Below are 24,858 nucleotides of genomic sequence, written 5' to 3' on the forward strand. Positions count from 1 at the left end.
CCTTTTTGCTCCATGAAAAAACGCCTTTCCCTTTCGAAAGGCGTCACAACTTAAATTTTATACCAGCCCATCCCCATCGAGCCTTCGCCCAGATGCGTTCCGATTACTGGACCGAAGTAGCTGATGTCGAACTCGACATTCGGGAACCGGGCTTCAAGTTCTGCTTTCCAGTCTTTTGCTTCACTTTCCCGTTTTGCATGAATAATGACAGCTTTATATTTCTCTCCGCTCGCCGCGTCTTCTCCAAGCATATCGGCAATCCGCTTCATCGCCTTTTTTCTTGTACGGATTTTTTCGAATGGGACGATGACTTTATCTACAAAATGGAGAACCGGCTTCACTTGAAGCAAACTGCCAATCAATGCTTGGGCACTGCTTAAGCGCCCCCCGCGCTGCAGATGGGATAGGTCATCTGCCATGAAGTATGCCTTGACCGAAGGCTTCATTTCTTCGAGCCTGGCTATGATTTCTTCTGCACCTTTACCATCAAGTGCCATCTTTGCCGCCTCGATCACGTAAAATCCCTGTACCATACAGCTGATTTCCGAATCAAAAGCATGAACCTTAATTCCCTCGACCATTTCACCCGCCGATACCGCTCCTTGATACGTTCCGCTGATGCCGCTCGATAGATGAATGGAAATAACGTCATCATACTCTTTTTGCAGCTCCTCGAACTTCTCGACAAACTTCCCGATCGGAGGCTGTGAAGTGGTCGGCAATTTCTCCTGTCTCTTTACTTCCTCATAAAACTCATCCGCAGTAATATCCACTTCCTCCCGGTAAGCCTCATTGGAAAAAATGACATTCAACGGCATCATATGTATATGTAAACGATCACGCATTTCCTTAGGTATATATGCAGTGCTATCTGTTACGACTGCAGTTTTCATAAAAGTACCATCCTTATAAAAATTTACTTCGTATCATATTCACCATTCTATCTGAAAATGCCTTTATTTGCATTAAATTACTTTCTGAATTACCAAAAATATGAAACCATCCAGTCATCCTTCCAATAAAAAAATCCAGCCCTTCAGCACGCATTGCGGAATCTGAAGAGCCGGACTTATCGATCGCTTTGATTACTTCACTTCTACCCAGCCGTTTTTAATAGCCAGGACGACCGCTTGTGTACGGTCATTCACATTCATCTTCTGAAGAATGTTACTTACATGGTTCTTGACTGTTTTTTCACTGATATATAGGGTTTCGCCGATGGCACGGTTGCTTTTCCCGTCCGCTAAAAGTTGAAGCACTTCACATTCGCGTCGAGTCAATAGGTGAAGCGGCCTCCTGATTTCTATTGTATGTACGGAATCACGATCAGCACCTTCTTCAGCTGCCAAGCGACGATATTCTTTAACTAAGTTATGGGTCACCTTCGGATGAAGGTATGAGCCCCCTTCAGCGACTACGCGCACAGCATCGATCAACGCATCAGCGTCCATTTCCTTCAACAGATATCCTGACGCTCCTGTTTTCAATGCGTGCTGTACGTAGTTTTCATCATCATGAATGGAAAGGATGATGACTTTTGTTTCAGGGTATCGGTTCACGAGCATTTTTGTCGCTTCGACCCCATTCATGTTCGGCATGTTGATATCCATGATGACAACATCAGGTTTATGTGTTTCAACGAGATCCATAGCTTCGCTTCCGTCATCACCCTCGGCAACAACATCAAAGGATGATTCAAAATCTAATATGCGCTTTACGCCTTCACGGAAAAGCTGATGGTCATCGATAATGATGATACTAGTCTTCAACGGCTTCTTCCTCCTAGTTTCTAATTAAAAAGTCTATTCTCTAAAGTTTAGTTTATATATGGTAGGGAATTTGTATAAATACTAAAGTGCCTGCCCCCGGTTGTGAATCTATCGTCATTTCACCTTCCAGCAGCTCGACTCTTTCTCTCATTCCTACCAAGCCAAATGAACCTTCTTTTTGAATCGAAGAGTCAAACCCCTTTCCATCATCCTTGACGACGACGGTCACCATCTCCTTGGAAATGGACAGTTTAACTTGAATCTGTTTTGGTTCCGCATGCTTCAATGAATTTTGTACTGCCTCTTGAACCAGCCTGAATAAAGCGACCTCCATATCCGAAGGGAGCCTTTTGACCTGCCCAAGGTTGACGAAATTCAGATTCACGCCATTATTATAATCTTCGGTCGTTTGCAGGTACTTTCTGAGAGTAGGAACTAGTCCTAAATCATCAAGCGCCATAGGACGAAGGTCATAGATGATTCTGCGCACTTCATATAGAGCATTCCTTACCATGACCTTTAAACTGCGGATTTCCACTAACGCTTCATCAGGACCTCTCTCCCGTTGCACTCGTTCTATCAGATCTGAGCGCATCATGACGTTTGCCAGCATTTGCGCCGGCCCATCATGAATTTCACGTGAGAGCTTTTTGCGTTCCTGCTCCTGGGCTTCGATTATTTTCAGGCCGAAGTCCTGTTTGCGTTTCGCTTCTTGAAGTGCTTCCCCGACAAATTTAAGATCCTGTGTCAAATAGTTCTGTACTACCGATATTTGCGAGACGAGATGCACCGCTTTATCGATCGTCTGCTGTAAACCCCTTAACCTTAACTCAAGCTCATCCCGGCGATTACGGAGCTCTTTCTCCAATTGCCGGTTAATTTGTAAATCGACTTGCAGCTTATGTGCCCTTTCATAAGCATCGCGCACCTGCTCTTCAGAAAAATGGTTGAAGTGCATACTGACTTCTGAAAGCCTTTTTCGAGCAAACCTGGCTTTTGAATCCAGTGCATCGCTGTCGGTTATCACAATGGCAACCCTGATTTTCACATCATCAAGCTCTTTTGATAATGACTCGAAATCCTTTCGGCATTGTTCGCCGATATCAAAGACTTCATCCTTACTTTCGCTAACGGTGCTCACCATTGTTTCTAAGATCTTGTCCAATGCTTTAGCATCAACCTTTTTTATGGACATTAAGATCCCTCCACTTAAATCAAAAGACTTAAACAATTTATTATCTTAAAGACTATGTATATGGAAAAAAGTTCTTTCCCTTTTTCATGAATGGTTAAATTTCAGGAAACTTTTATATGAAGTAACCTTCATGAACATATTGTACCAAAAATAGATTAAAAATACGTTAATTTCCTTTTATGGTTTCCATAAAATGTACATATTTACTATGCATCTCATATTCCGGCCATTAAGTTTGCCATTTAAAGGCAGAAAGCCATTTCTATTATCCTAATACATAATATCCTTTTCAATCAAATGGGATATTCCGCTCCATTGATTATCTTATGAAACTGATGCATTTATTAAATGGCAAATTCCTTGAAAAGAGAGGACACGTTAAGGTAAAGCCCGGATAATGGCACAGAACTCGTGTTTTTTCCTACAATGTTATTCTTTTAAGCATATATGACCAGCTAATAACAATAACAGGCAATGAAATTAATTATAACACGTACAGCTTTTTCTTATATTAAAGTTTCTTTACACATGCGACTTGTAAATGAATCGTCATTGCCACTTTTTCCACAAAGCCTTATAATAAATCAACTAATAGGAAGTACGAAGGTGGAATAGCAATGCTGACTAAATATTTAACGGTGGCAGGTCGCGGCGAACATGAAATCGTCATTGAAAAATCCCGTTTTATTTCCCACATCGCCCGGGTCGAAACCGAGGATGCCGCACAGGCCTTTATCCAGGAAATCAAGAAAAAGCACAAAGATGCTACACATAATTGTTCAGCGTATATGATCGGGGAACAAAATCAAATCCAAAAAGCCCTCGACGATGGGGAACCAAGTGGAACGGCAGGTGTCCCTATCCTGGAAGTGCTTAAGAAAAAGGAACTGAAAGACACCGCAGTTGTGGTCACACGGTATTTTGGCGGCATCAAACTTGGTGCTGGCGGTCTCATTCGCGCATACAGCAAAGCGACTTCAGAAGGAATAAATACCACTGGTGTGGTCATTAGAAAACTAATGCGGGTCATTTCGACAACCGTCGACTATACCTGGCTTGGAAAATTGGAAAACGAATTGAGATCTTCCATTTACCAAATAAAAGAAATTCAGTACCTTGATCAGGTCAATATCCTTGTATATGTTGAGGAAACACAAAAAGAGACATATACCGCTTGGATTACAGAGCTGACAAATGGCCAGGGCCATATCACTGAGGAAGAAATGCTTTATTTGGAAGAGGAATTCGCCTGATATACTCCTGCATATTTTTCCTTTTTTATGCTGTAATATAATTGAAAAGAAATATTTATTTTACGAAATTATTAAATCATTGTAAAATTAGGTGTAATAAATGACGAAATATAAACTGCAGGATTCGAAAAATAGCGATATATGTCTGATGTTCGTTATTTAAAAGGAGAAGAAAAAGATGTCTACTACTAGGCGTGTTTATAAAATTAAAAAAACAAAGAAAAAAAGGCGAAAGAGGCTTTGGTTATTGCTTGTTCCCCTGCTGGTACTTGGTCTGGGAGCATCTACTTATGCTGCAACCCTGTATATGAAAGCCCAGAATGTATTCAGTGATTCTTATGACCCTGTTGAAGCATCAGCAAAGCGAAGTGAAGCGATCGACCCGCTCGAAGATAATTTCTCGATCCTTTTCATAGGAATCGATGATAGTAAGGACCGTGACTTAAAAGGAAATTCCCGCTCGGATGCTTTAATTCTGGCCACATTCAATAAAGATCAAAAATCTATCAAACTATTAAGCATTCCCCGTGATTCTTATGTGTACGTGCCAGCCAAAGGCGTAACCACGAAAATCAACGCGGCCCACGCAGCCGGCGGACCAAAAGCGACGATGGACACCGTAGAGGAGTTATTGGATATCCCTGTCGATTATTATGTTCGCATGAACTTTAATGCTTTCATCGATGTCGTAGATTCATTGGATGGTATCGAAGTCGACGTCCCTTATGAAATAAATGAAATCGATTCACATGACAAAAAGAATGCCGTCCATCTCGAAGAAGGATTACAGACCGTTGATGGTGAAGGAGCATTAGCGTTTGCACGGACACGTAAAAAGGACAGTGATATCCAACGTGGTGAGCGTCAGCAGGAAGTCCTAAAAGCCATCATTGCCAAAGCAACCTCTGCTGGATCACTGACGAAATATACAGACGTAATGGAAGCTGTCGGTGACAATATGACAACGAACCTTAAATTCTCACAAATGAGAGGTTTCATAAAATATGTAACTACCGATAAAGGACTGAATCTTGAAACCATCAAACTTGAAGGTCAGGATTCTACCATTAACGGAAGCTATTATTATCAGCTGAACGATACATCATTAGCGAACACTAAGCTGTTGCTTCAATCCCACTTAAACCTGGGACCGAATGAAGGCAATCAAACCGAAGCCGCTCAATCACAAACACAATAATAAAAGGAAACCTCCACTCACTCCTGAGTGGGGGTTTCCTTTTTTGAAGCGTTCGCCTCCATATAGCTAACTTATATGAAATGGCATGCTTCGCAGACAGCCTTAATGATCCACACTCAATACAACAAAAAAAGCCACCAACCGTTACTTTAAACGATTGGTGGCTTTTCATTTATACACTAGCAAAATTAGCTAATCTAGTAATCTATTTCCATAACGATCATGGCTTGTTTTTAAAATTGAGCATCTTGAGCAAAGGCTGATAGTTTGAATTGACCAAACCAATTTTCTCCACGAAAATCTCAATGATCAGCAGGAGTCCCGTCACAAGGATCAAAGCTCCCCACATCGTTGCAAATGAAAAGATTATGGCCGCTAAGCCAAAGCAAGCAGCTAAAGCGTATATGAGCAAGACAGTCTGCTTATGAGTGAATCCCAAGTTTATCAAACAGTGATGTAAATGGGATTTATCAGCAGCCGAAATCGGCTGTTTATTGACGACCCTGCGGATAATCGCGAAGAATGTATCCGAAATGGGCACACCCAAAATGATGATCGGTACGATCAATGAAATCATCGTAACGTTTTTAAAACCTAGCAGGGATAGAACGGCAATGATGTAACCTAAGAATAATGCACCTGTATCTCCCATGAAAATCTTTGCCGGATGGAAGTTATATTTCAAAAAGCCAAGAGTGCTTCCAATCACGATCAATGCGATCATAGCAACAAATAGGTCCCCTTTAATAAGGGCCATTGTTGCAATTGTCACTAATGCGATCGTTGAGACACCGCCTGCAAGGCCATCCAGTCCATCTATCAGGTTGATTGCATTAATGATGCTGACAATCCACAAAATGGTGATCGGTATACTTAAAACACCAAATTCAAGTGTATCGGTAATGAACGGCAAATTGATGAATTCCACTTCAAGACCGCCCCATAATACGATGATGAGGGCAGCCAAAACCTGGCCCAGGAATTTGGGTGCAGCTCTTAATTCAAAAATATCATCAGCCATCCCGATCAGAATGATGACAAGGGCTCCCACCAGGAGGGGCAGTTGCTCCCCAAAATCATTCATGAAAAGCAAGAAGGTAATGAAAAAACTCAAAAATATAGCTAAACCGCCCATGCGCGGCATAATTTTACTATGCACTTTTCGCTCATTCGGTTTATCGGTAGCTCCTAATTTAAAGGCCAGCTTTCCGACAAAAGGAGTCAAAAAAATGGATAATAAAAAGGCTACCAACAAGGCCCCTATTAACATCAAGAACCACCTCAATTCAACTAAAAATCTAATACCCGTAACGATCTATAAGAAAACCTATATATAAATGCTTATTTTAATTTTTCATCCTCAAATAAACATTATATACGTTTTTGGCTAAAATCTCTATAGAAAAGTTGTTTTTTGCAAATTTTTGTAAATCCGACCCTATCTTTGTCAGGTCCCCGGATTTTTTTAATTTTAACGCATTGCAGATGGCCCATTTCAGCTGTTCGACATTGCCGATATCCGTAACCCAGCCCTTGCTTCGATCGGGAATCAATTCCTTTACACCGCCGACATCACTTGTGATTGCCGGAAGGCCCGATCTTGCCCCTTCAAGTAAAACCAGTGGAAAGCTTTCACTTAAGGAAGTCAATAGTGTGATGTCCCCCAATGGGTAGATTCGATCTAAATCTTCACGATACCCTAAAAAGTGCACGTGATCGGATAATCCCTTTTCCATGACCATCTCTTCCAAAGCCGATCTCCTGCTCCCGTCCCCTGCAAGCAGCAGCTTTACATGGGGGAATTCCGATATCACATCACTTAATGCCGCAAAAGCAAATTCATGTCCTTTCACACGTTCAAGCCTTGCTGGCATGATGATGATGAAATCCTCTTGCCCAAACCCGAAATCTTCCCTTTGAAACGGGAAAGGCAATTCCTTTTCAAAGTCAATTCCGTTTAGGATCTTTGTTATTTTGGACGAATGGATTCCTTGGTCAATCAAGTCCTGCTTAAAGCGGTCGGAAACTGCCAGTATATGATCGGCATATTGAAATGACCTTACATGAAGTCCTGTGAAAATTTTCCCTTTTACACCCTGCCCCAAAAAATCATGATGGGGTGAACTGTGAACAGTAAGAAGCCAAGGGCATTTAATGAGGCGCTTTATAAAGGCACCATATATATTTGCCCGCGGACCATGTGTATGGATGATGTCTATATTATTTAGACGGATAAAGTCCCGTAAAGGTTTCAAAATTGAAAGGTCATATTTGGAATGTTGCTTGAAAAGTTCGGTTTGTATCCCGGAGGACATGGCCCGCCGGTAAAGTTCACCATCTTCAAATAAACCAAGCAAACACTCCTCTTTATTCAATTGGTTCAGTAAGGACATAATATGAAACATACCGCCGCCGGTTTCATTACCGGCGTTTAAATGCAAGATCCTCATCCAGTCCACTCCTTATGTTCAGGAACGCTGCACCGATTTCCTCAACCGCCTAACCTTTAATACGAATCTTGGCAGCGCAAGCATCCGTTTCCACCGTGAAGGTTGCTGGATAAGTCGGTACAACCATTCAAGACGCATCTTTTGCCAGAAAACCGGGGCACGGTTCACTTTACCCGCAAGGACATCAAAGCTTCCCCCAACTCCCATGAATAACCCCTTATTGAATAATGCATAGTGCCTGGAAACCCACTTTTCCTGCCTAGGGAACCCCAATGCAGTCAAAATGATGTCAGGTTCAAGTTCCGCTATCGACTTAGGCAGGGTATCATCCTTGATATCAATGTAACCATGGTTGTATCCGACCAACTCGAGAGCCGGGTATAATTCCTTTACTTTCAAGGCAGCAGCTTCAATTACGCTTTCCTCCGCTCCAAGCAGATATACCTTCAGCGCTTTTTCATCAGCGACCCGAAATAATTCATTCATCAAGTCGAATCCTGTAATCCGCTCTTGTAAAGGTTGATTTAGCCATTTAGAGGCCATAATAATACCAACGCCATCAGGAGTGATATAATCAGCCGATAAAATGATGTCTTTATAACCCTGATGTTCATTTGCATACTCAACTATTTCCGGATTTGCCGTAACGACAAACGTTTTTTCCTGATTCATCAATCTTGGATAGATCATTCCATTCATGAATTCTTCCATATTGCTATCAATGAATGGTATGGATAGTATCTCAACAAACTTTTCTGTCATTTCACTTCAGCCTTTCATATGTACTATACATCTAAAGGGTGGGGTATTATTCAAGAAATTTTTTCATACACATCATAGAACGTGATTTTTGATTCAAAGGTGGTTAATCAATTGAAGTTTATAGAAAAACAATCGTTACCCATTCTATTACTGTGCCTGCTCGTCCCATCGGCAGTGCCCCACCCTATCGCCGGTTATATGACAACGGCGTTGATGCTCGCTTTTATCGGTATAAATAAAAAAAACCTGTTATTAATTCTATTCATTTATTTCCCTGCCCGTCCCTTATTGATGGAACTGAATAGCGGCTTAACCTATACAGGTGACCTGATCATCCTCACCCTATTCATTTCTTTGCTTATTGAAAGATTCAAAAAGAACGAATGGCATTTTTCGAAATATCATTTTACTGCGCCATTTTGGTTATTTTGTTTAATCGGCGCCGCAGCTGCGCTCATGACCGGAGTGGGAGTCCTCCCCATCCTATTCGAACTTCGTGCACTGCTTATTACATTCTTGCTTCTTTACATTATCGGTGAATTAAATCTAGAAAGAAAGGATATCTTTCGCTTTTTGAAGGTTATCCTAATATTTACAATGTTACTTTGCCTGCATGGCATAGTGGAGAAAATCTTTTTACGCACACTCCTGCTTCCACACTCATGGGAAATGTGGAATCTTTCTGCAACAAACCGGATGAGGATTTATGGAGCGCCTGCCAATCCCAATGTATTCGCCTTATTCTTAAGCATCCAGTTATTCCTTAGTTTCTTTCTATTTCAGTCGCTGAAAAAACATAAATGGCTCGTTTTTCTCGCTGCCATCCTGCTTTCCGGAACATTACTGCTTACCTATTCACGGGGCACGATGATTGCATTCGGATTCGCGGCGCTTGTCTTTATCATATGGACCAGAAATAAACCATTTCTCAAATATGCTGTAGGAGCATTTTGTCTCGGACTGCTTCTTATTTATTACCCAGTTTTATTTGCATCAAGTAAAGTGGAGGTATCCGCATCGATTCCAATGGAAAATGTGATAATTGGCAGCACTCCCTCTACTGAACAAGAACATGCCCTCTCCAATCGTTTTTCAGATATGTTTTCTAACAAGACTCTGCACCAGAGTACAGAGTGGGGCCGTTTATATGTCCTGATCAAGGGAATTGAAATTTTCAAAGATCACCCGATAATCGGTACAGGGTTAGCAACCTTCGGAGATTCTGCCACATTATCCTTTTCCTCACCCATTTATCAGGAATACCAAATTGGTGAAAGGATGTATACCGATAATCAATATATCCAGATTCTGGTACAAACTGGTGTGCTGGGCTTCCTTGCGGTTCTTGCATTCATCTTTTTCACCTGCCGGAAAATCCTGAAATCGGGAGGCACTTTAGCGGCGTTCACCATCTGCCTGATGTTGGCCGCATTATTAGCAGGACTATTCTACAATATTCTCGAAGATAAAACGTTTACGCTGATATTTTATAGTTGTTTGGGATTCTGTTTACAGAAGGACATCATTTTAAAGGATTGAAAATATGCCTACTCTTTCAAATGTCATTAAATCGGTCGGGCTCGTCACCATTATTGCAGCCATTGGAAAAGTCCTCGGATTCGGGCGGGAATCGATCATAGCCGCCTATTTCGGGGCATCATCCATGGCAGATGTTTTTTTCGTGGCAAGCCTCATACCAACCATTCTTTTTACGGCTCTCGGCAGCGGTCTTCAGGCCGGCGTTATTCCTATTTACTTGGAAAAGAAAGCGGACAATCCGTTGAAAGCTGATGAATTCATCAGCGTTTTAGGCTCTTTCTTCATGCTGGTAGCCGCAGTCCTGACCATTGCCTGCATGATTTTCATAAAGCCGCTCGTCATGTTGACAGCCCCGGGTTTCTCTGATTCCGAGCTTGCCCTGACGGAGTCACTGACCCGAATCATGCTGCCAAGTTTACTATTTTTCACGCTTTCATACATGGCTACAGGGGTCCTTAATGCGAATAAGCGTTTTATTCTGCCGGCACTCACTTCAACTGCACAAAACACGGTCATCATTGCAGCCACTGTATTGTTCGCTGCTCCCTTTGGGATTGAAGGATTGGCTTGGGGGTTTGTATTCGGTGCAGCAAGCCAGTTCCTTATTCAATACCCATCATTGAAGAAATACGGAATCCGGCCCATCGTCGCTTTCCTGCCTCATAAAAGGCAGATCGCACAAACACTGTACACCTTTTATCCAATCATCATCGCCGCTTTGGCGATCCAGTTGAATAGTGTCGTCGATCGGATTATTGCGACTTCGCTCGAAACCGGAAGCGTATCGGCCCTGAACTATGCAAATCGCCTGCTGTGGCTGCCATTAAGCATTGTCCTCACGCCGCTGATTACCGTATTGTACCCTTCAATCGTCGAGCGCGCGCTTATAGGCTATCAATCTTTCCTTAACTTGACCTTAAAGGGGTTGAAATCGCTGGTATTTTTAGCGATTCCGTTCATGGTCGTCATGTTAATCAGCGGAAACAGCTTAATCACTCTTGCTTTCCAACGCGGGGCTTTCGATGCTTCAGCGACCGAGGTGACTTATAGGGCATTCCTCTTTTATTCAGCTTGCCTCCCGTTCTTTGCACTGCGGGATTATTTGATGAATGCCTTCTACGCCTTGAAGAAAACAAAAGTGGCCATGTATTCATGCCTGATCGCCGTATTACTTAACGTCCTGCTCAGCTGGGTTCTATCACGTTATCTCGGCGTCGGCGGAATCGCTTTAGCATCGGGCATTTCCATGCTCCTGCAATCTCTCTACCTTTTCGGCTACCTATGGCTAAAGACAGAAAGAACGGACAAGGCAGCTTTCAGGGATGTTTTTCAGGAAAGCAGCAAGCTTGCCATCATCGGAATCATCATTTACGGACTCGCTCTCTGGATCCATCCGCTTACCCTAAAATTGCCCATCATCATGGAATTAGTGATCATCTCGCTGCTGGTATTCGGATTATATCTCGCATTATCCATTCTTTTTAAAGTAAGCAGCCTGCAAGCGCTGAAAAGGATCAGATCATCAAAGTAATACATTAAAAGGAGTGCCATTATGAACATTTTAATCACGACGATTTTCAACTACCCTCATGAAGGAGGGCTATCGAGCCATATCACTACGTTAAAAAAGGGTTTAATGTCGCGGGGCCATAATGTGGACATATTATCTTTCTCTCAATTACCACCTTTCAAGAGGAAGATGCTCGCCCAGGCTCCAGGATTTTTATTAAATAAAGTGAAACAGGGGAGCGGCCAGCTTTTCAATGACCGGCAACGCCAAAAATTATTGGCTTCATCTATTAAAGCCTTGAAAAAGAACTATGATGTCATAAATGCTCAAGACATTTTCGCAACGCTCGCCTCCATCGAATCCGGGATACCGACGGTGCAAACCGTCCATGGATATTATTCATTCGAGGCAGTCAGCAGGGGCGCCCTTCTCCCGGATAGTGAAGAAGATTTGATCATTCGGGAGCTGGAAAGAAAAGCTTATCAGTCAGCTGCAAAAGTGGTGACGGTCGATCAAAGGATCAAAGACTATATCAATCATTTGGCACATATAGAAGCAGATACGATCAAGAACTTCATTGACGTGTCTGCTTTCAAACCGGAAAGAGCAAAGCGGGAGCAAACTCGCCTGGACTTTCAAATACCCCTACATAAAAAGATGCTTTTCGTTCCGAGAAGAATGACGGAAAAGAACGGTGTCATCTACCCGCTTCTTTCTCTGCCGGAGGTGCTGGAAAACCATCCTGAAACTGTATTGGTTTATGCAGGTACGGGTGAACAGCGAAGCCGGCTTGAGGAAACGGCAGCCAGGCTCAAATTATCTGATTCCGTACTTTTCCTGGGTTCAGTGCCATTCGAGAAAATGCATAATCTCTATGAAGCATCGGACATCGTACTCATCCCAAGCGTTCATTCCCACGGGGTGGAAGAAGCGACTTCCATTTCTGCATTAGAAGCGATGAGTTGCCGCTCACCCGTCATTGCAAGCGCAATCGGAGGTTTAAAGGAGATTCTCATTGATGGTGAAGACGGTTTGTTAGTGGAGGAAAAAAATAAAGAAGCACTTGCACAAGCCATCTCCATTCTGCTTAAAGACACTGCTTATGCAACAAAGTTAGCTGCGAAAGCAAGATATAAAATGGAAAGCGAATACTCCCACCTTTCAGCTGCCGAGCGGTTTGAGAAAGCTTATGATGAGGTGCTGAACTAAAAAAAGCAGACCCGGATCCCGGGTCTGCTTTTCACTTTCATACCAGTGCGGAACTGCGCCTTTTCATTTGTTCTTCACGGTATTTTTTCTGTTCTTGTTTAGACATGGCGTTATATTCTTTTAAAAATGCTTCATATTGCGGCATTACTTCGTTCATGGCACCGTATGCCTTTAACTCTCCATATTCAAGCCATAAAGCCTTTTGGCAAAATTTCTTCATCTGACCGATTGAATGGCTGACAAAGAACATCGTTTTGCCTTTTTCCTTAAATTCGTTCATTTTCTCCAAACACTTTTCAGCAAAGTTTTTATCCCCGACTGATAAGGCTTCATCAATAATCAGGATATCTGGATCAATATGCACGGAAATGGAAAAACCAAGCCTGGACTTCATGCCGCTTGAATAGGATTTCACCTGTTGGTCAATGAACTTGCCAAGCTCTGAAAACTCGATGATCTCAGGTTCAAGTTCTTTGATCTGATGTTTGTCGAATCCGAGCATCAGCATTTTCAGTTCGATGTTTTCTCTGCCCGTCAACTGATTATTCAGACCCGAAGCAACGGCAATCAAAGCCGTTTTCCCGTTAGTTTGGACATTTCCGTCCGTAGGCGGGATAATGCCTGCAATAATATTGGACAATGTGGATTTCCCTGACCCGTTGACCCCGACAAACCCTATTACATCGCCCTTTTCTGCTTCAAAACTTACATTCCTCAGAGCAAAATACTCTTCCCCATAGCTTTTGGGCAAAAGGAGATCCAATAATTTTTCCGAGTTTTTATTATATAATTTATATTTTTTCGTTATATCTTTGACAATTACCGATTTTTCCAACTTTTCTCACTTCCAGTTTACTTAAAGTCAACAAAGCGATCTCTAAACCTGACATGCAGCGAGGAACCTATCAAAAACAAGATGATAACGACTGCCCAGAAATAAAGCGTATATTCCCAATGCGCTATTAGATACCATGATTCCCCCAACAATGAAGCCCGATACCCTTCCACAATATAATATAGTGGATTCAGCTTCATGAAGTTTAGTATGATAGGGTGCTCCTTAGCATCCAATACCCAAAGGATTGGTGTTAAATAAAACAAGACTTTCATTAAGGACACGATAATATTATGAACGTCACGAATGATGGTTGATAATGTTGAAGTGATTAACCCAATTGAAAATAACAGCAAGACCGTCGCAACAATATAATACGGCAGTTGTATGATATAAACTGTTGGAAGGTATCCAGTAAATCCTAATAGGATGATGATGACTCCCAGCAGCATTAAATGCTGATACAACTTGGCAAAGATGACATACGAAGGGATGACACTCATCGGAAAGCTCATCTTGGATACCATATTCAGTCGGGAAAAGACAGATTTGGACGTTTGGGTTATTGAAGGGTTCACAAAAAACCAGACAACGATCCCTGCCATTAGCCACGGAAGGAAATTTTCACCGCGATTTAAGATTATAAAGCCGAAAACAAACCAATAAATTGCAATCTGTATCATCGGATTGATAATTTCCCATAAGATTCCCAGGTAGTTATTGCTGTTGGCACTTTTCACTTCATAAACAGATAAACGCCTTACCAAATAAAAACTATTGATTTGTTCTTTTAAAACGGTCAAAGCTGAACTCATAAATTACACAGACCTTCCTAAAAACACTTTTTCTACGACACGGCGTGAAGCCTGGCCATCTTCGAGTGAACAAAACCGCGCGTGAAAATGATTGATATCATTTGTATTTTCGTATTTCATCGTCTTGATACTATCAATGACCGCATCAGATGTTTTGACTAACAAACCAGGTGCACTCTTTTCGAAATCAAAGTAAAACCCGCGAAGCTTGTCCCTGTAATTTTCAATATCATATACATAGAAAAGCATCGGACGCTGTAAATTTGCGTAATCAAAGAATACGGAGGAATAATCAGTTATTAATAAATCCGATATAAGATACAAATGACTAATATCTTCGTAACTGGATAAATCATAGGCAAATCCTTGATATGCCGATAAATCCAAGTTCTCGGAAACCAAGTAATGAAGACGGAGCAAAATGACATACTCCTCCCCCAACTCCTGTTTCATTCGATTCAGATCGAGTTTTATTTCAAACTTATATTTTCCTTTGCTATAAAACTCATCGTCCCTCCAAGTTGGGGCATATAAAACGATTCTTTTCTCTATTGGTATACCCAACTTCTGTTTCAATGAGTCGATTGTATCACGATTATTCCCATTGTAAAGTATATCATTGCGAGGATAACCGGTTTCCAGAATTTTAGCAGTATCGACATTGAAGGCACGGGCAAATATTTCACTTGAATAAGCGTTAGGTGATATTAAATAATCCCATTTACTTGATTCGGCATGAAAGTTTTCTTTATATTTATCCGTCGTTGTTCCCGGCATATGAACTTCATTCATATCCGCCGCAAGTTTTTTTAATGGAGTCCCATGCCATGTTTGCAAATAGACTGTATGCTTCGGCTTCGGAATCCAAAGCGGGAGCCTGCTGTTCGTAACCCAATAACGGGCTCTTGTCATTTTGAGCAGCCAACTAAATGAAAAACGGTTGAGATATGGAATGCCCGCCTCTTCGAAATGAGCTGTATACTTTTTATCTACGCTCCAATACATTTTATATTCAGGATGGTTACTCTGCAAGTATTCATAAATCGCCCGGGGATTGCAGCTATACTGCTTACCCAAAAAGCTCTCAAAAATAACAAGCTTCCGGTCTACCGGCAATACCATGCCTGCCAACGCAAAAGCCATTTTATATCCTCTTAAAATAATTGCTTTACCCTTATTTTTAACAAGCGATAGAAAGGAAGGTCTCTTTGAGGAGGTTTGTATTTTTTCATTTGACATATCCGATCTCCCTTTTTATTGATTAATGATAAGTGAACACTGCTAAAAAATCGAAATTAAAAATAAGCTCGCCCATATAGAAGGGAGAGCTTATTTTTGGTGTACTTCTAACAGCTACTCCAAAGACTTAATTGCCAGTCCCAAATTATTTGCCACTGTTGTATAAAACTCCACATTTTTCTTATTATACGTCATCTTATTTTTCAGGATCCTTTTAATATTCACCAATTGATAATCATTGTAGCGAATGAACACCGTAAATAAGGACTTTTCCATTTTATCAATTTCGTCTAATGAAACAGTGAAATGGCCTCTATTACCTTCTATTTGAACCCCGCAATTGATTTCGTTGTCAATTCTTGTTCGATCACGTATCAATACAGAATCTATGTTGTTTATATCATCACCATAAATCTCAAAACTTTGGTGGTAGACATTATCCAAAATATAAGAATCCAGTGCACGGGCAAGCATCGGTATCCTGACAAAGCGATTTTCATCTTTCAGAAATGGAAGTTCATAATATGGTAAACCATCTTTTATATAATATTTTTTATTGGAATCTCGCTTTAACCATTCAAACAACTTTACGAAATCATCAATACGATCCTCCATGAATAATTCAAGTGCCAATTTATAAATAGGTACTTTAAATTCATTCTTGAAGTCGTATGACAAGTTTTTCGCAGTTTCGACAGCTTCCCTTAATATTTCTATAAAATCCTCTTTATTCTTGGATTTCACAAAGATTTGACTGTCGAACGTTTTTACAATATCGTACTCATAAATCCGGTTAAGAGCCACCTTTTTCAATTCAATGGCAATATCCTTGGATTGGATATACTTTATTATTTCAATATCCGCTTTTCTTTTGTCCAACACATTCGTGACACGTGTTAAAGAAGAGGGGTTTTCCGACGTTCTATTGACATAATAAATAGGTTTTTTAGTAGTTGATACTGCTCTAACTTTAAAGAAAACATCAGTAAAAAACCATTTATCTTCACCGAATTTCATATTCGGGAAACCAATTTCATTTTCTTTAACCATAGACAGATTCATCATCCTGGCCGTTGGACCCATATGATAAAAAAAGTGCGGAACATCCATTGGCGTGATGCTTCTTCTTTCTTTAATGGAAGCAAACTCACCGATAACGCTCTCTGATCCAGATTCGACTTTTACCGTTTTGCCCACTACATAATCATCACCGGTTTCCTCCAGAATGTTATAGAGGCTTTCCAGTCCATCCTGTGCCAGCCAGTCATCCGCATCCAAAAAAGTTATATATTTGGATGTCCCCAATTCTATTCCAATGTTTCTCGGAGTCCCGGGTGACCCATTATTTTGTTTTAAGGTAACTGAACAGATATTCTTATATTTGGCTGTATACTCTTGAATGATTTTATTTGTGCCATCTGTCGAACAATCATCAATGATGATATATTCAATCTGATCTATGCCCATGGTTTGATCGATTACTGATTCAATCGTTTTCCTGATGAATTTTTCAGCATTATATGCAGCAGTGACTACCGTGACTTTTTTTCCTTTTCCTAAAAATTTATTTCTTAAGCTTACAGGGCTGTTTTTAAATTGAATATTACCGCTTTTTAAAAGTTCCCTTGCTTTTTGACGTACCAAGAAATTCATACGATTCCTCTCTCCTTTTATGTGCAGAGGTAACATAGACGTTTCGACTTGGGCAGCCAAATTCACCAGTTACTTAAGCAACAATACCCTTTATTTTAGGAATCAATCATTAAAAAATTTATCCACGATTCTCTGGGTAGCTTTACCATCCTCTATTCCACAATACTTCTCTCTAAATAAACCATATCTTTCTTTATATTGCATGTTTATTTTATCGATATTGGTAATAGTTTCGATAATCTCCTCAGTTGTTTTTAAAAATGGACCAGGTGCTTCCTTTTCAAAATCCATATAGAAACCACGGATGTTATCTCGGTAATCTTCCAAATCATAAGTGTAGTACAAAATCGGCCGAGCAGTATTAGCAAAATCGAACATTACTGAAGAATAATCCGTTATCAATATATCAGAAATCAGGTAAAGTTCTTGAATATCTGAATAATTGGATACATTTATCACGAAATCCTCAAATTCACTCGGGATGCTGAGATTATTGCTTATAACAACATGCATCCTTAACAACAGGATATATTCATCCCCTAATTCTTTCTTCATTCTTTCCAAATCAAATTTCAGTTCGAAAATGAATTTATTGTTTTTCGAAGTTTGATTATCCCGGAATGTGGGAGCATATAAGATGACTTTTTTCCCTTTAGGTATTTTCAGTTTTTCCATCACCGACTTGGAAATTAGTGAAGCATCTTCCTTGTAAAACAAATCATTTCTTGGATATCCCGTTTCTAAAATTTCCCCTTCATACTTAAAAGCGCTTCTGAAGGCCTTGGATGCGTATGGACTTGGTGATATTAAATAATCCCATGTTCTCGTTGCACCATGCACTCGATCCAAGTACCCATCGTCTCTACCTTGAATATTATCTATATCAAATAGCATTTTTTTCAAAGGGGTACCATGCCAAGTCTGGATATATGTCGTTTCCTTCCTTTTGCTTAAATAGGTAGGGAAGTTTTGATTATTTATCCAATAACCTGCTTTGGCTAAATAATAATAGTATTCCGGACTTAAGCGTTTAACCAGCTTTGTATTCTTACCTTTTATTGGTAAACTACCATTATACACCCAAACTTTTTTATATTTATTATCCCTTTTGACGAGTTCTTCATAAATATACTTGGGGCTATCGGCGAATTGCTTTCCTATCCCACTCTCAAAAAGAATAAGGTTCCGGTCAACCGGGATAACCTTGGACATGATTTTATAAACCTCTTTCATGACAGGGAAATACTTATCACTTTTCCTGAACCGATTCATAATGAGTTTCGCTATCGGATGGTTATATAACTTAATTAGTGAATTTTGATCCTTTTCTGCATTTTGAATCACTTCGAATATCCTTGAATTAGAATGGACATCGCGATATTTAATAAAACGGTTCGCCTTATCCATATACTTTTTCTTCATGACAAAATCAGTGTTGGCATATTCGGCTAATACACCTAACAATTCATCCAATTCATCAACGATTTCACCCGGAAGATCATTATCCAAATCCAAATGTGACGGTCTTTTCCCTATGAAACGATCTCTATCAAATTGATAGTAAATGACCGGTTTATGCAGAAAACTAAAATCAAAAGCTACACTTGAATAGTCCGTGATCATAATCGCGCTTTCCTTTATTAATCTTTGGACATCCACTTCACCCTGACTGATCACCCTGACTGGGGCATCTTTAAAATAAGAGGTGAATTTCTGCATATTAGGGTGAAGGCAAAAAATGATTTCAAACCCATTGTTTTTAGATAACTCATGTAAAACCGGGTGATTCACCAATTTCTGATACCTTTCAAAATACTCGCTTTCCAAAAATATTTCATCGGATGTAATCCAATCTCTCCATGTTGGAATGATTAATAATTGCCGCTTTGTTAAAACATCATCCTTGAACAGCGAGTCGAACCTCGAAAGTCCCGTCGTGAATACTTCTTTTTCGTTGTATCCAAAATCTGTTACAATCATGTCCTTTTCGAAGTCTGAACTTACTAGAAAAACATCCGTACTAAAGCCTGAGACTGCATTTTTCCCGTAGTTTGCCACCATATTCTTCGTTCCCATAACACCATGTTGAAGAAATACCTTAACTCCCTTAACACGATTTTTAAATTCAGATGTTCTTAACGGATATAAATAATCCGGATGATGTGATGAAATGATTCGGGTCGATTCCATCGTCTTTTTAATATGATCCTTTGACTTGAAATAAAGTATATTTCCAAGGGGCTCGACGTTCTTGGCTTCCACGGAATTTTCTTCAATTACATAATATACTTCTTTTTCTGGGTGGTTTTCCCTCATATACTTAAAAAAGTGATACCCGGTATCCTGGGCTTTATACGTTCTTTCTCCAATTAGCCAGACATCCTTTTTCTTTTTAAATAAAGCCAAAAACCGCCTCCACCCCATCATCCTTTTTAAATATCGATAACTTTCCGTAGAGAAGTTAAACACTTCCAATGATAAATTGGATGCTTTAAAGGTATAGTATGGATTGACGATAGCAACTCCATTATTCGAGCTGACATCGGTCTCTTTAGTAAATAATTTAGTTCTGGTGGTTGGTCTTCCGACGCGAACCATTTTCGGCTCTTCTTGATCATGCAAATGCAATTTCATGTAAATGTCATATACATCATCTTCCAAATCAGTACTGACTAATTGTTCTAAATCCAACCTCAAATCATATATATAACGATTCAGTCCATATTTCTTGATATTCATTTCCTTATTGTGAATAAAAGAGATATTTGCCTGATATTCTTTGTCACTTTGCCTTCCTTTAACAAGACCCTCGCCTTGTATGATCCTTGAATGCTTGGTGAAAATTTGACCATTAATTTGCATGGTATTCGATTTATTTTTGATTTTTTCTATTTGAGACTTAATCGAAATTTTAGGCGTTTTATTGAAGTAAAGAGATAAATTCCCTTTATTTGTTATAGATAATATACTTTGTTTATCTTCATAGTTATAAGTACTCAAATTGTTCATGTGCGTTTCCTGAAAACGCCCTAGACGAATTGGATATTCGATATTAACCCGATCGTTCACTTCTACATATTCAGCTTTATGCTCGACACTAAGTATCGTTTTTTCGCTCAGCTTTTCAACTGGAACGGAAACCTTTAAATAACAGTCATAAACAGTCGGTTCATCACCTTCTAATTTCCGCATTAAATCTTTCAAATCTACTTTAAACTCAAATTTAGATGAACTCACCGATTCAGCTATTTTTATTTTTTGATCTTCGTACTCCCTAGAAAATAGCCATAGTTCTTTTGCGCAATAATGTTCTATTGAAAATTCCCCTTTTATCAACAGTGTATCTTTCTCTTGCGCAATGGTCAGAACTTGTTTCAGCTTAATTTTAGGAGTTTTTTTTGCTTTCCCTTTTCCAAGAAGCTTTTTAATCATTTTAGACCACCTATTACAAATTATTTAAATAGAAACGAATCATTCAATGTACTTTAAAATCATAAACTTTTTTGGGTTTTTCCTCAATATCATTAAACAGACAGGTGTACTGTCCATATATACCCTGCAATTCCTCTAATGAACAAAAAAGACAATATTGATTAGTCCGTTGTCGAATATGAACATACTAAAACTAAAAAACATTCCCTGCCGTTCTTCCATGTTGCCAGAATGGAAAGGGAATAGCAAAAACAATTCTCTTAATTGCCTAGAAGTCTTCTTGAGTTCAAAGTTAACGCTTTCAAAAAAATACTTGCACTTCATTATTGGATCCTTAAAAAAATGTTAGGCGAAAGATTTATGGCCTATTCATGCCCATCATCTGTCCTTCCATACAATTCTGCCGCTTTACCTTCATTATTAGAAAACAGGGATAAATGAAGCTCCTCTAGTTGTTCTCTCCTAAACGTGGTAAAATTGTGAATGGCTTATTCTGATTGCAGCAAGAATAATGAAATTTTTCTTATCTATCGTTCATCAGCTTACTTCAAGTAATGTAAAAAAAATTATTTTTAAATACCATTCAGTATAAACCAAACATCCATATGGACACCTTATTATGCCCTACAAATTAGTCAACATTTAATTTTAGCTTAAAAAATAATATTTACAATAATCATCAATGTAAAAATTGTGGTTTATTTGTAAAAAAATTGTGGTTTATTTGTAAAGCTATTAAGTTATAATTAGTTAGAGAATGCCATTGCCTAAAAAATATAGGAAAACAACAAGCAGAATTGAAATGCTAGTTTCCTTTTTTATTGTTCCACTTCATATTCTAATAGACCAAATATATATTAATTTAATTAAATAACTGTTTAAGAGTTTTAAAGGAGGAATAAAAATGAAGAAAGTAATCACTTACGGAACCTTTGATTTGCTTCATTGGGGTCATATCAATCTATTAAAACGCGCTAAAGATTTAGGGGATTATCTGATCGTTGCCATTTCCACGGATGAATTCAATGCTTTAAAAGATAAAAAAGCTTATCATAGCTTTGAAAACAGAAAAATGATCCTTGAATCAATCCGCTATGTGGATGAAGTTATACCGGAAGACAATTGGGAACAAAAAAGGGAAGACATCGTTCGTGAAGGTGTAGATATCTTTGTAATGGGTGATGACTGGAAAGGCAAATTCGATGAATTATCCGAAGTTTGTGAAGTGGTCTACCTTCCAAGAACAATCGGCATTTCGACTTCCCAAATTAAAGATGACCTTTTACAAGTTACTAATGGCTAAAGAATTCGCGATAGGGATTTATCTTTTTTGTTTCAAAGTTTTATTCTCCATCTTTAAACTTTTCCCTTTATATGACAAAACGACCTTTGTCACATCATTCGGGGACAATTGCCAATATATCGCAAATGAAATGGACAAGCAGGACATATCCGTTCAAAAAGTATTTTTAATGAAATCGAGCAGTTTCATACAAGTTAAGGACGATGGGGAAACCATCGTCCTTCCGTTTGAATCAAAAAATATCTTGGCCATGTTCCGATCGGTTTATCATCTGGCTACATCAAAATGGATTATCGTCGATAATTATTTTGGCTTTCTTTCAGCCATTGCATTCAAAAAGCAAGTGACATGTGTCCAAGTGTGGCATGCAGCCGGTGCTGTTAAGCAATTCGGGGCAAAAGACCCTTCCATTCAAAACCGTTCAGCCGGTGCAAGGAAAAGATTTTTAGAAGTTTATAACAAATTCGATTATGTTACGGCAGGTTCAGAGAGAATGGCCGAGATTTTTCGAGAAAGTTTTCAACTGCCGGCATCCCATATCCTAAGGACCGGGATACCTCGGACCGACTTCTTTTTCAATGATGAATCAAAAAGAAATGCCCGTAATGCTTTGCTGGACAAGTATCCAGAACTTGAGCATAAGAAAATCATCCTGTATGCCCCTACATTCCGTAATGACGGCTTAAACGGCGGAGAGATAGCACTTGATTTGGAATTGCTCTACAAGGAACTTCAGGGCGAAAATTATGCGTTATTGCTAAAACTGCATCCAGCAGTAAACCCAAAGCATGATTTACAAGATAAATTCCCGGGATTCATTTACCCTGTCAATAGTGAATTTCACGTTAATCAACTGCTTATCAGTACGGATCTTTTAATAACCGATTACTCATCGATACCATTTGAATTCTCTTTCTTGGATAGACCCATGATATTCTTTGCATATGACTTAGAAAAGTATGTGCAGGAACGGGGTTTCTGGGAGGATTACTCCTCTTCCATGCCCGGACCCGTGGTATCTACCACAGAAGAGCTCTTAAAGGAGATCCATGCCGACGATCATTCATTACTGAAGATCGCATCCTTTAATCAAAAATGGAATGAATACTCCACAGGAAATTCAAGCAGGAATTTAGTCGATTTCCTTTTTAAATAAAACACCCACTTCGTAAAACGAAGTGGGTGTTCGTTTTTCCCGACGGTAATGAACATCCTAAAAAAGGTTTTTTGCAAATAATGACAAATAAAACGCGATACTCCTTAATGTGAAAAAAGACTCACAATATAGAAAATATTGTAGATTACATCACTCAAATCCCTCCAATATAAACCAGTAAAATACTACTATTTTCCCCTTGTAACAAAAATGTAATATGTTTAAACCTGATTATTTTGTTAGAATAGGGAAAAAGACATATTTAGAGGTGGAAAATTGTGAAAAAAAGTGTTGTCGCATTTTCGACATTAGCCATTTTATCTTCGACTTTTGCTTCTCCTGCCCTTGCCGGTACATATACAGTCAAAAGCGGTGATAACTTAAGTAAAATCGCCCAGAAGCATAATACGACTGTAAAAGACTTAAAACAGCTTAATAACTTAAAATCAGACTTTTTGAGAATCAATCAAAAATTAATTACACCCGACTCCAAAACAACATCAAATGCTTCTTCAGTTTCCGTGAAAAAAACAAAGAAAACCACATATACCATTGTTTCAGGTGACACCCTAACCAGGATAGCAAACAAGCATAACCTTACACTTGCTGAATTGATGAAACTGAATAACTTAAAATCCGATAGAATTTATGCAGGTAACAAACTTATCGTATCTAAATCAACCACTACCACTACCATTGATTTACCCAGCAGCTCTAAACCATCCAATGTTACACAGACCCCAGTCAATTCGTCTACATACATTGTGGTAAAAGGTGACACTCTTTCCAAGATTTCAAGAAAAACCAACATGACTGTAGCTCAGCTTAAATCGATCAACTCTTTAACGTCCGATTTAATCAGAGTGGGTCAAAAGCTAAAACTAAGTAAATCGGCAAGCACTGCCCCAGCGGATAAAAACGATGAAGGAAAAGTGGAAACCCCAAGTTCCGGGAACAAAGTGGCCAAGCTCGTTTCCGAAGCAAAAAAATTAATTGGTACACCATATTCGTGGGCAGGTTCCTCCCCATCAGGTTTCGATTGCAGTGGATTCATTTACTATACATTCAAGAAGGCTGGGTATGACGTACCGAGGCTTTCATCTTCCACATATTATGATATGGGTAAAAGGGTTACTTCACCGAAAAGCGGCGATCTCATCTTCTTTGCAACGGGTTCCAATAAATCAGTTGTAAGCCATATGGGAATCTACCTGGGCGGCGGGGAATTCATTCATGCCTCATCAAGCAAGGGAGTAACAATCACCACTACTTCAAACTCTTATTTCAAGAGTAAAATCATCGGTTATAGAAGTCTATGAAATTTACTTGCCAGACTTTCTCTAAAAAGTCTGGCAATTTCATGTAAAAGAATCATAGCTTCTCTTCAAATGTTATACTATTAACGAAATATTCTAATGATGAACGAACGAAGGAATTCGGTTTTTCTGGAATCCTTCGTTTTTTTGGATGAAAAAAGGTAAATATGCACTCTAAGTACAAAAAGAAACTATTCTATTTTTGACAAAAAAAAGGTATAGTT

Annotated in this window: 18 protein-coding genes and 1 pseudogene; 8 read left to right on the forward strand and 11 right to left on the reverse strand. The window is 39.4% G+C overall.

The genetic code is table 11. The features are described 5' to 3' along the window. Positions 1–50: 50 nt before the first annotated feature. From ACFVS1_RS19235 to ACFVS1_RS19245, 3 genes are all read right to left on the reverse strand, one after another. Positions 51–893: a DegV family protein gene (locus tag ACFVS1_RS19235; RefSeq protein WP_387549791.1), complete on the reverse strand. Its 843-nt coding sequence runs from the start codon at positions 891–893 to the stop codon at positions 51–53. Positions 894–1,085: 192 nt separating this feature from the next. Next, positions 1,086–1,769, reverse strand: a complete 684-nt coding sequence (locus ACFVS1_RS19240; RefSeq protein ID WP_241593035.1) for a response regulator transcription factor — start codon at positions 1,767–1,769, stop codon at positions 1,086–1,088. Between the two features lie 52 nt (positions 1,770–1,821). Continuing rightward, positions 1,822–2,964: a sensor histidine kinase gene (locus tag ACFVS1_RS19245; RefSeq protein WP_241615858.1), complete on the reverse strand. Its 1,143-nt coding sequence runs from the start codon at positions 2,962–2,964 to the stop codon at positions 1,822–1,824. A 617-nt stretch (positions 2,965–3,581) separates the two neighbouring features. Here ACFVS1_RS19245 and ACFVS1_RS19250 point away from each other — a divergent pair. Further along, complete coding sequence (locus ACFVS1_RS19250) at positions 3,582–4,217, forward strand: YigZ family protein (RefSeq protein ID WP_241594678.1); 636 nt, start codon at positions 3,582–3,584, stop codon at positions 4,215–4,217. A gap of 178 nt (positions 4,218–4,395) precedes the next feature. Then, complete coding sequence (locus ACFVS1_RS19255; protein ID WP_387549794.1) at positions 4,396–5,415, forward strand: LCP family protein; 1,020 nt, start codon at positions 4,396–4,398, stop codon at positions 5,413–5,415. Between the two features lie 220 nt (positions 5,416–5,635). Here the strand turns inward: ACFVS1_RS19255 and ACFVS1_RS19260 are convergent, their stop codons facing one another. The 3 genes from ACFVS1_RS19260 to ACFVS1_RS19270 form a co-directional block, all read right to left on the reverse strand. Next, positions 5,636–6,685 carry a glycosyltransferase family 4 protein gene (locus tag ACFVS1_RS19260; RefSeq protein WP_352923978.1) on the reverse strand — a complete coding sequence of 350 codons (1,050 nt, stop codon included), beginning with the start codon at positions 6,683–6,685 and terminating at the stop codon, positions 5,636–5,638. A 76-nt stretch (positions 6,686–6,761) separates the two neighbouring features. Beyond that, positions 6,762–7,865, reverse strand: coding sequence for a glycosyltransferase family 4 protein (locus ACFVS1_RS19265; RefSeq protein ID WP_387549797.1), 1,104 nt, complete (start codon positions 7,863–7,865; stop codon positions 6,762–6,764). Positions 7,866–7,883: 18 nt separating this feature from the next. Continuing rightward, a complete protein-coding gene (locus tag ACFVS1_RS19270; RefSeq protein ID WP_352923982.1) occupies positions 7,884–8,627 on the reverse strand; it encodes a WecB/TagA/CpsF family glycosyltransferase in 744 nt (247 codons plus the stop codon). Positions 8,628–8,738: 111 nt separating this feature from the next. Here ACFVS1_RS19270 and ACFVS1_RS19275 point away from each other — a divergent pair, with 111 nt between their 5' ends. From ACFVS1_RS19275 to ACFVS1_RS19285, 3 genes are read left to right on the forward strand one after another with little or no spacing between them, the layout of a single operon-like run. Then, positions 8,739–10,166 (forward strand): O-antigen ligase family protein, encoded by a 1,428-nt coding sequence (locus ACFVS1_RS19275; RefSeq protein WP_387549799.1) that lies wholly within the window; start codon positions 8,739–8,741, stop codon positions 10,164–10,166. Between the two features lie 4 nt (positions 10,167–10,170). Beyond that, positions 10,171–11,697: a murein biosynthesis integral membrane protein MurJ gene (gene murJ / locus ACFVS1_RS19280; protein ID WP_352923985.1), complete on the forward strand. Its 1,527-nt coding sequence runs from the start codon at positions 10,171–10,173 to the stop codon at positions 11,695–11,697. Positions 11,698–11,718: 21 nt separating this feature from the next. After that, positions 11,719–12,885 (forward strand): glycosyltransferase family 4 protein, encoded by a 1,167-nt coding sequence (locus ACFVS1_RS19285; RefSeq protein ID WP_387549802.1) that lies wholly within the window; start codon positions 11,719–11,721, stop codon positions 12,883–12,885. A 37-nt stretch (positions 12,886–12,922) separates the two neighbouring features. Here ACFVS1_RS19285 and tagH read toward each other — a convergent pair whose 3' ends face one another. From tagH to ACFVS1_RS19310, 5 genes and pseudogenes are all read right to left on the reverse strand, one after another. Beyond that, the gene (gene tagH / locus ACFVS1_RS19290) at positions 12,923–13,720 is read right to left on the reverse strand and encodes a teichoic acids export ABC transporter ATP-binding subunit TagH (protein ID WP_387549804.1); all 798 of its coding nucleotides are present in this window, start codon (positions 13,718–13,720) and stop codon (positions 12,923–12,925) included. A 17-nt stretch (positions 13,721–13,737) separates the two neighbouring features. Continuing rightward, the gene (locus tag ACFVS1_RS19295) at positions 13,738–14,535 is read right to left on the reverse strand and encodes an ABC transporter permease (protein ID WP_352923990.1); all 798 of its coding nucleotides are present in this window, start codon (positions 14,533–14,535) and stop codon (positions 13,738–13,740) included. A 3-nt stretch (positions 14,536–14,538) separates the two neighbouring features. After that, positions 14,539–15,729, reverse strand: a pseudogene (locus ACFVS1_RS19300) (CDP-glycerol glycerophosphotransferase family protein); the annotation flags it as partial. Positions 15,730–15,888: 159 nt separating this feature from the next. Next, positions 15,889–17,427, reverse strand: coding sequence for a glycosyltransferase family 2 protein (locus ACFVS1_RS19305; RefSeq protein WP_352923991.1), 1,539 nt, complete (start codon positions 17,425–17,427; stop codon positions 15,889–15,891). A 102-nt stretch (positions 17,428–17,529) separates the two neighbouring features. Beyond that, positions 17,530–20,859, reverse strand: coding sequence for a CDP-glycerol glycerophosphotransferase family protein (locus ACFVS1_RS19310; protein ID WP_387549806.1), 3,330 nt, complete (start codon positions 20,857–20,859; stop codon positions 17,530–17,532). Between the two features lie 904 nt (positions 20,860–21,763). On the opposite strand from ACFVS1_RS19310, the gene tagD reads away from it, so the two are divergent. From tagD to ACFVS1_RS19325, 3 genes are all read left to right on the forward strand, one after another. Continuing rightward, positions 21,764–22,162, forward strand: coding sequence for a glycerol-3-phosphate cytidylyltransferase (gene tagD, locus ACFVS1_RS19315; RefSeq protein ID WP_352923994.1), 399 nt, complete (start codon positions 21,764–21,766; stop codon positions 22,160–22,162). After that, a complete protein-coding gene (locus tag ACFVS1_RS19320) occupies positions 22,155–23,318 on the forward strand; it encodes a CDP-glycerol glycerophosphotransferase family protein (RefSeq protein ID WP_387549808.1) in 1,164 nt (387 codons plus the stop codon). Before tagD ends, ACFVS1_RS19320 begins: the two co-directional genes overlap by 8 nt. Before the next feature lie 278 nt (positions 23,319–23,596). Further along, complete coding sequence (locus tag ACFVS1_RS19325; RefSeq protein ID WP_352923997.1) at positions 23,597–24,637, forward strand: C40 family peptidase; 1,041 nt, start codon at positions 23,597–23,599, stop codon at positions 24,635–24,637. Positions 24,638–24,858 lie beyond the last annotated feature (221 nt).

The sequence above is a fragment of the Peribacillus sp. NPDC058075 genome, assembly GCF_042885195.1.
GTDB lineage: Bacteria > Bacillota > Bacilli > Bacillales > DSM-1321 > Peribacillus.

What these genes read in the sequence shown, in the direction of transcription:
- ACFVS1_RS19235 (WP_387549791.1), bottom strand. Translation starts at nt 893, where the DNA reads ATGAAAACTGCAGTCGTAACAGATAGCACTGCATATATACCTAAGGAA.
- ACFVS1_RS19245 (WP_241615858.1), bottom strand. Translation starts at nt 2,964, where the DNA reads ATGTCCATAAAAAAGGTTGATGCTAAAGCATTGGACAAGATCTTAGAA.
- ACFVS1_RS19250 (WP_241594678.1), top strand. Translation starts at nt 3,582, where the DNA reads ATGCTGACTAAATATTTAACGGTGGCAGGTCGCGGCGAACATGAAATC.
- ACFVS1_RS19255 (WP_387549794.1), top strand. Translation starts at nt 4,396, where the DNA reads ATGTCTACTACTAGGCGTGTTTATAAAATTAAAAAAACAAAGAAAAAA.
- ACFVS1_RS19260 (WP_352923978.1), bottom strand. Translation starts at nt 6,685, where the DNA reads ATGTTAATAGGGGCCTTGTTGGTAGCCTTTTTATTATCCATTTTTTTG.
- ACFVS1_RS19265 (WP_387549797.1), bottom strand. Translation starts at nt 7,865, where the DNA reads ATGAGGATCTTGCATTTAAACGCCGGTAATGAAACCGGCGGCGGTATG.
- ACFVS1_RS19270 (WP_352923982.1), bottom strand. Translation starts at nt 8,627, where the DNA reads ATGACAGAAAAGTTTGTTGAGATACTATCCATACCATTCATTGATAGC.
- murJ (WP_352923985.1), top strand. Translation starts at nt 10,171, where the DNA reads ATGCCTACTCTTTCAAATGTCATTAAATCGGTCGGGCTCGTCACCATT.
- ACFVS1_RS19285 (WP_387549802.1), top strand. Translation starts at nt 11,719, where the DNA reads ATGAACATTTTAATCACGACGATTTTCAACTACCCTCATGAAGGAGGG.
- ACFVS1_RS19295 (WP_352923990.1), bottom strand. Translation starts at nt 14,535, where the DNA reads ATGAGTTCAGCTTTGACCGTTTTAAAAGAACAAATCAATAGTTTTTAT.
- ACFVS1_RS19305 (WP_352923991.1), bottom strand. Translation starts at nt 17,427, where the DNA reads ATGAATTTCTTGGTACGTCAAAAAGCAAGGGAACTTTTAAAAAGCGGT.
- ACFVS1_RS19310 (WP_387549806.1), bottom strand. Translation starts at nt 20,859, where the DNA reads ATGATTAAAAAGCTTCTTGGAAAAGGGAAAGCAAAAAAAACTCCTAAA.
- tagD (WP_352923994.1), top strand. Translation starts at nt 21,764, where the DNA reads ATGAAGAAAGTAATCACTTACGGAACCTTTGATTTGCTTCATTGGGGT.
- ACFVS1_RS19320 (WP_387549808.1), top strand. Translation starts at nt 22,155, where the DNA reads ATGGCTAAAGAATTCGCGATAGGGATTTATCTTTTTTGTTTCAAAGTT.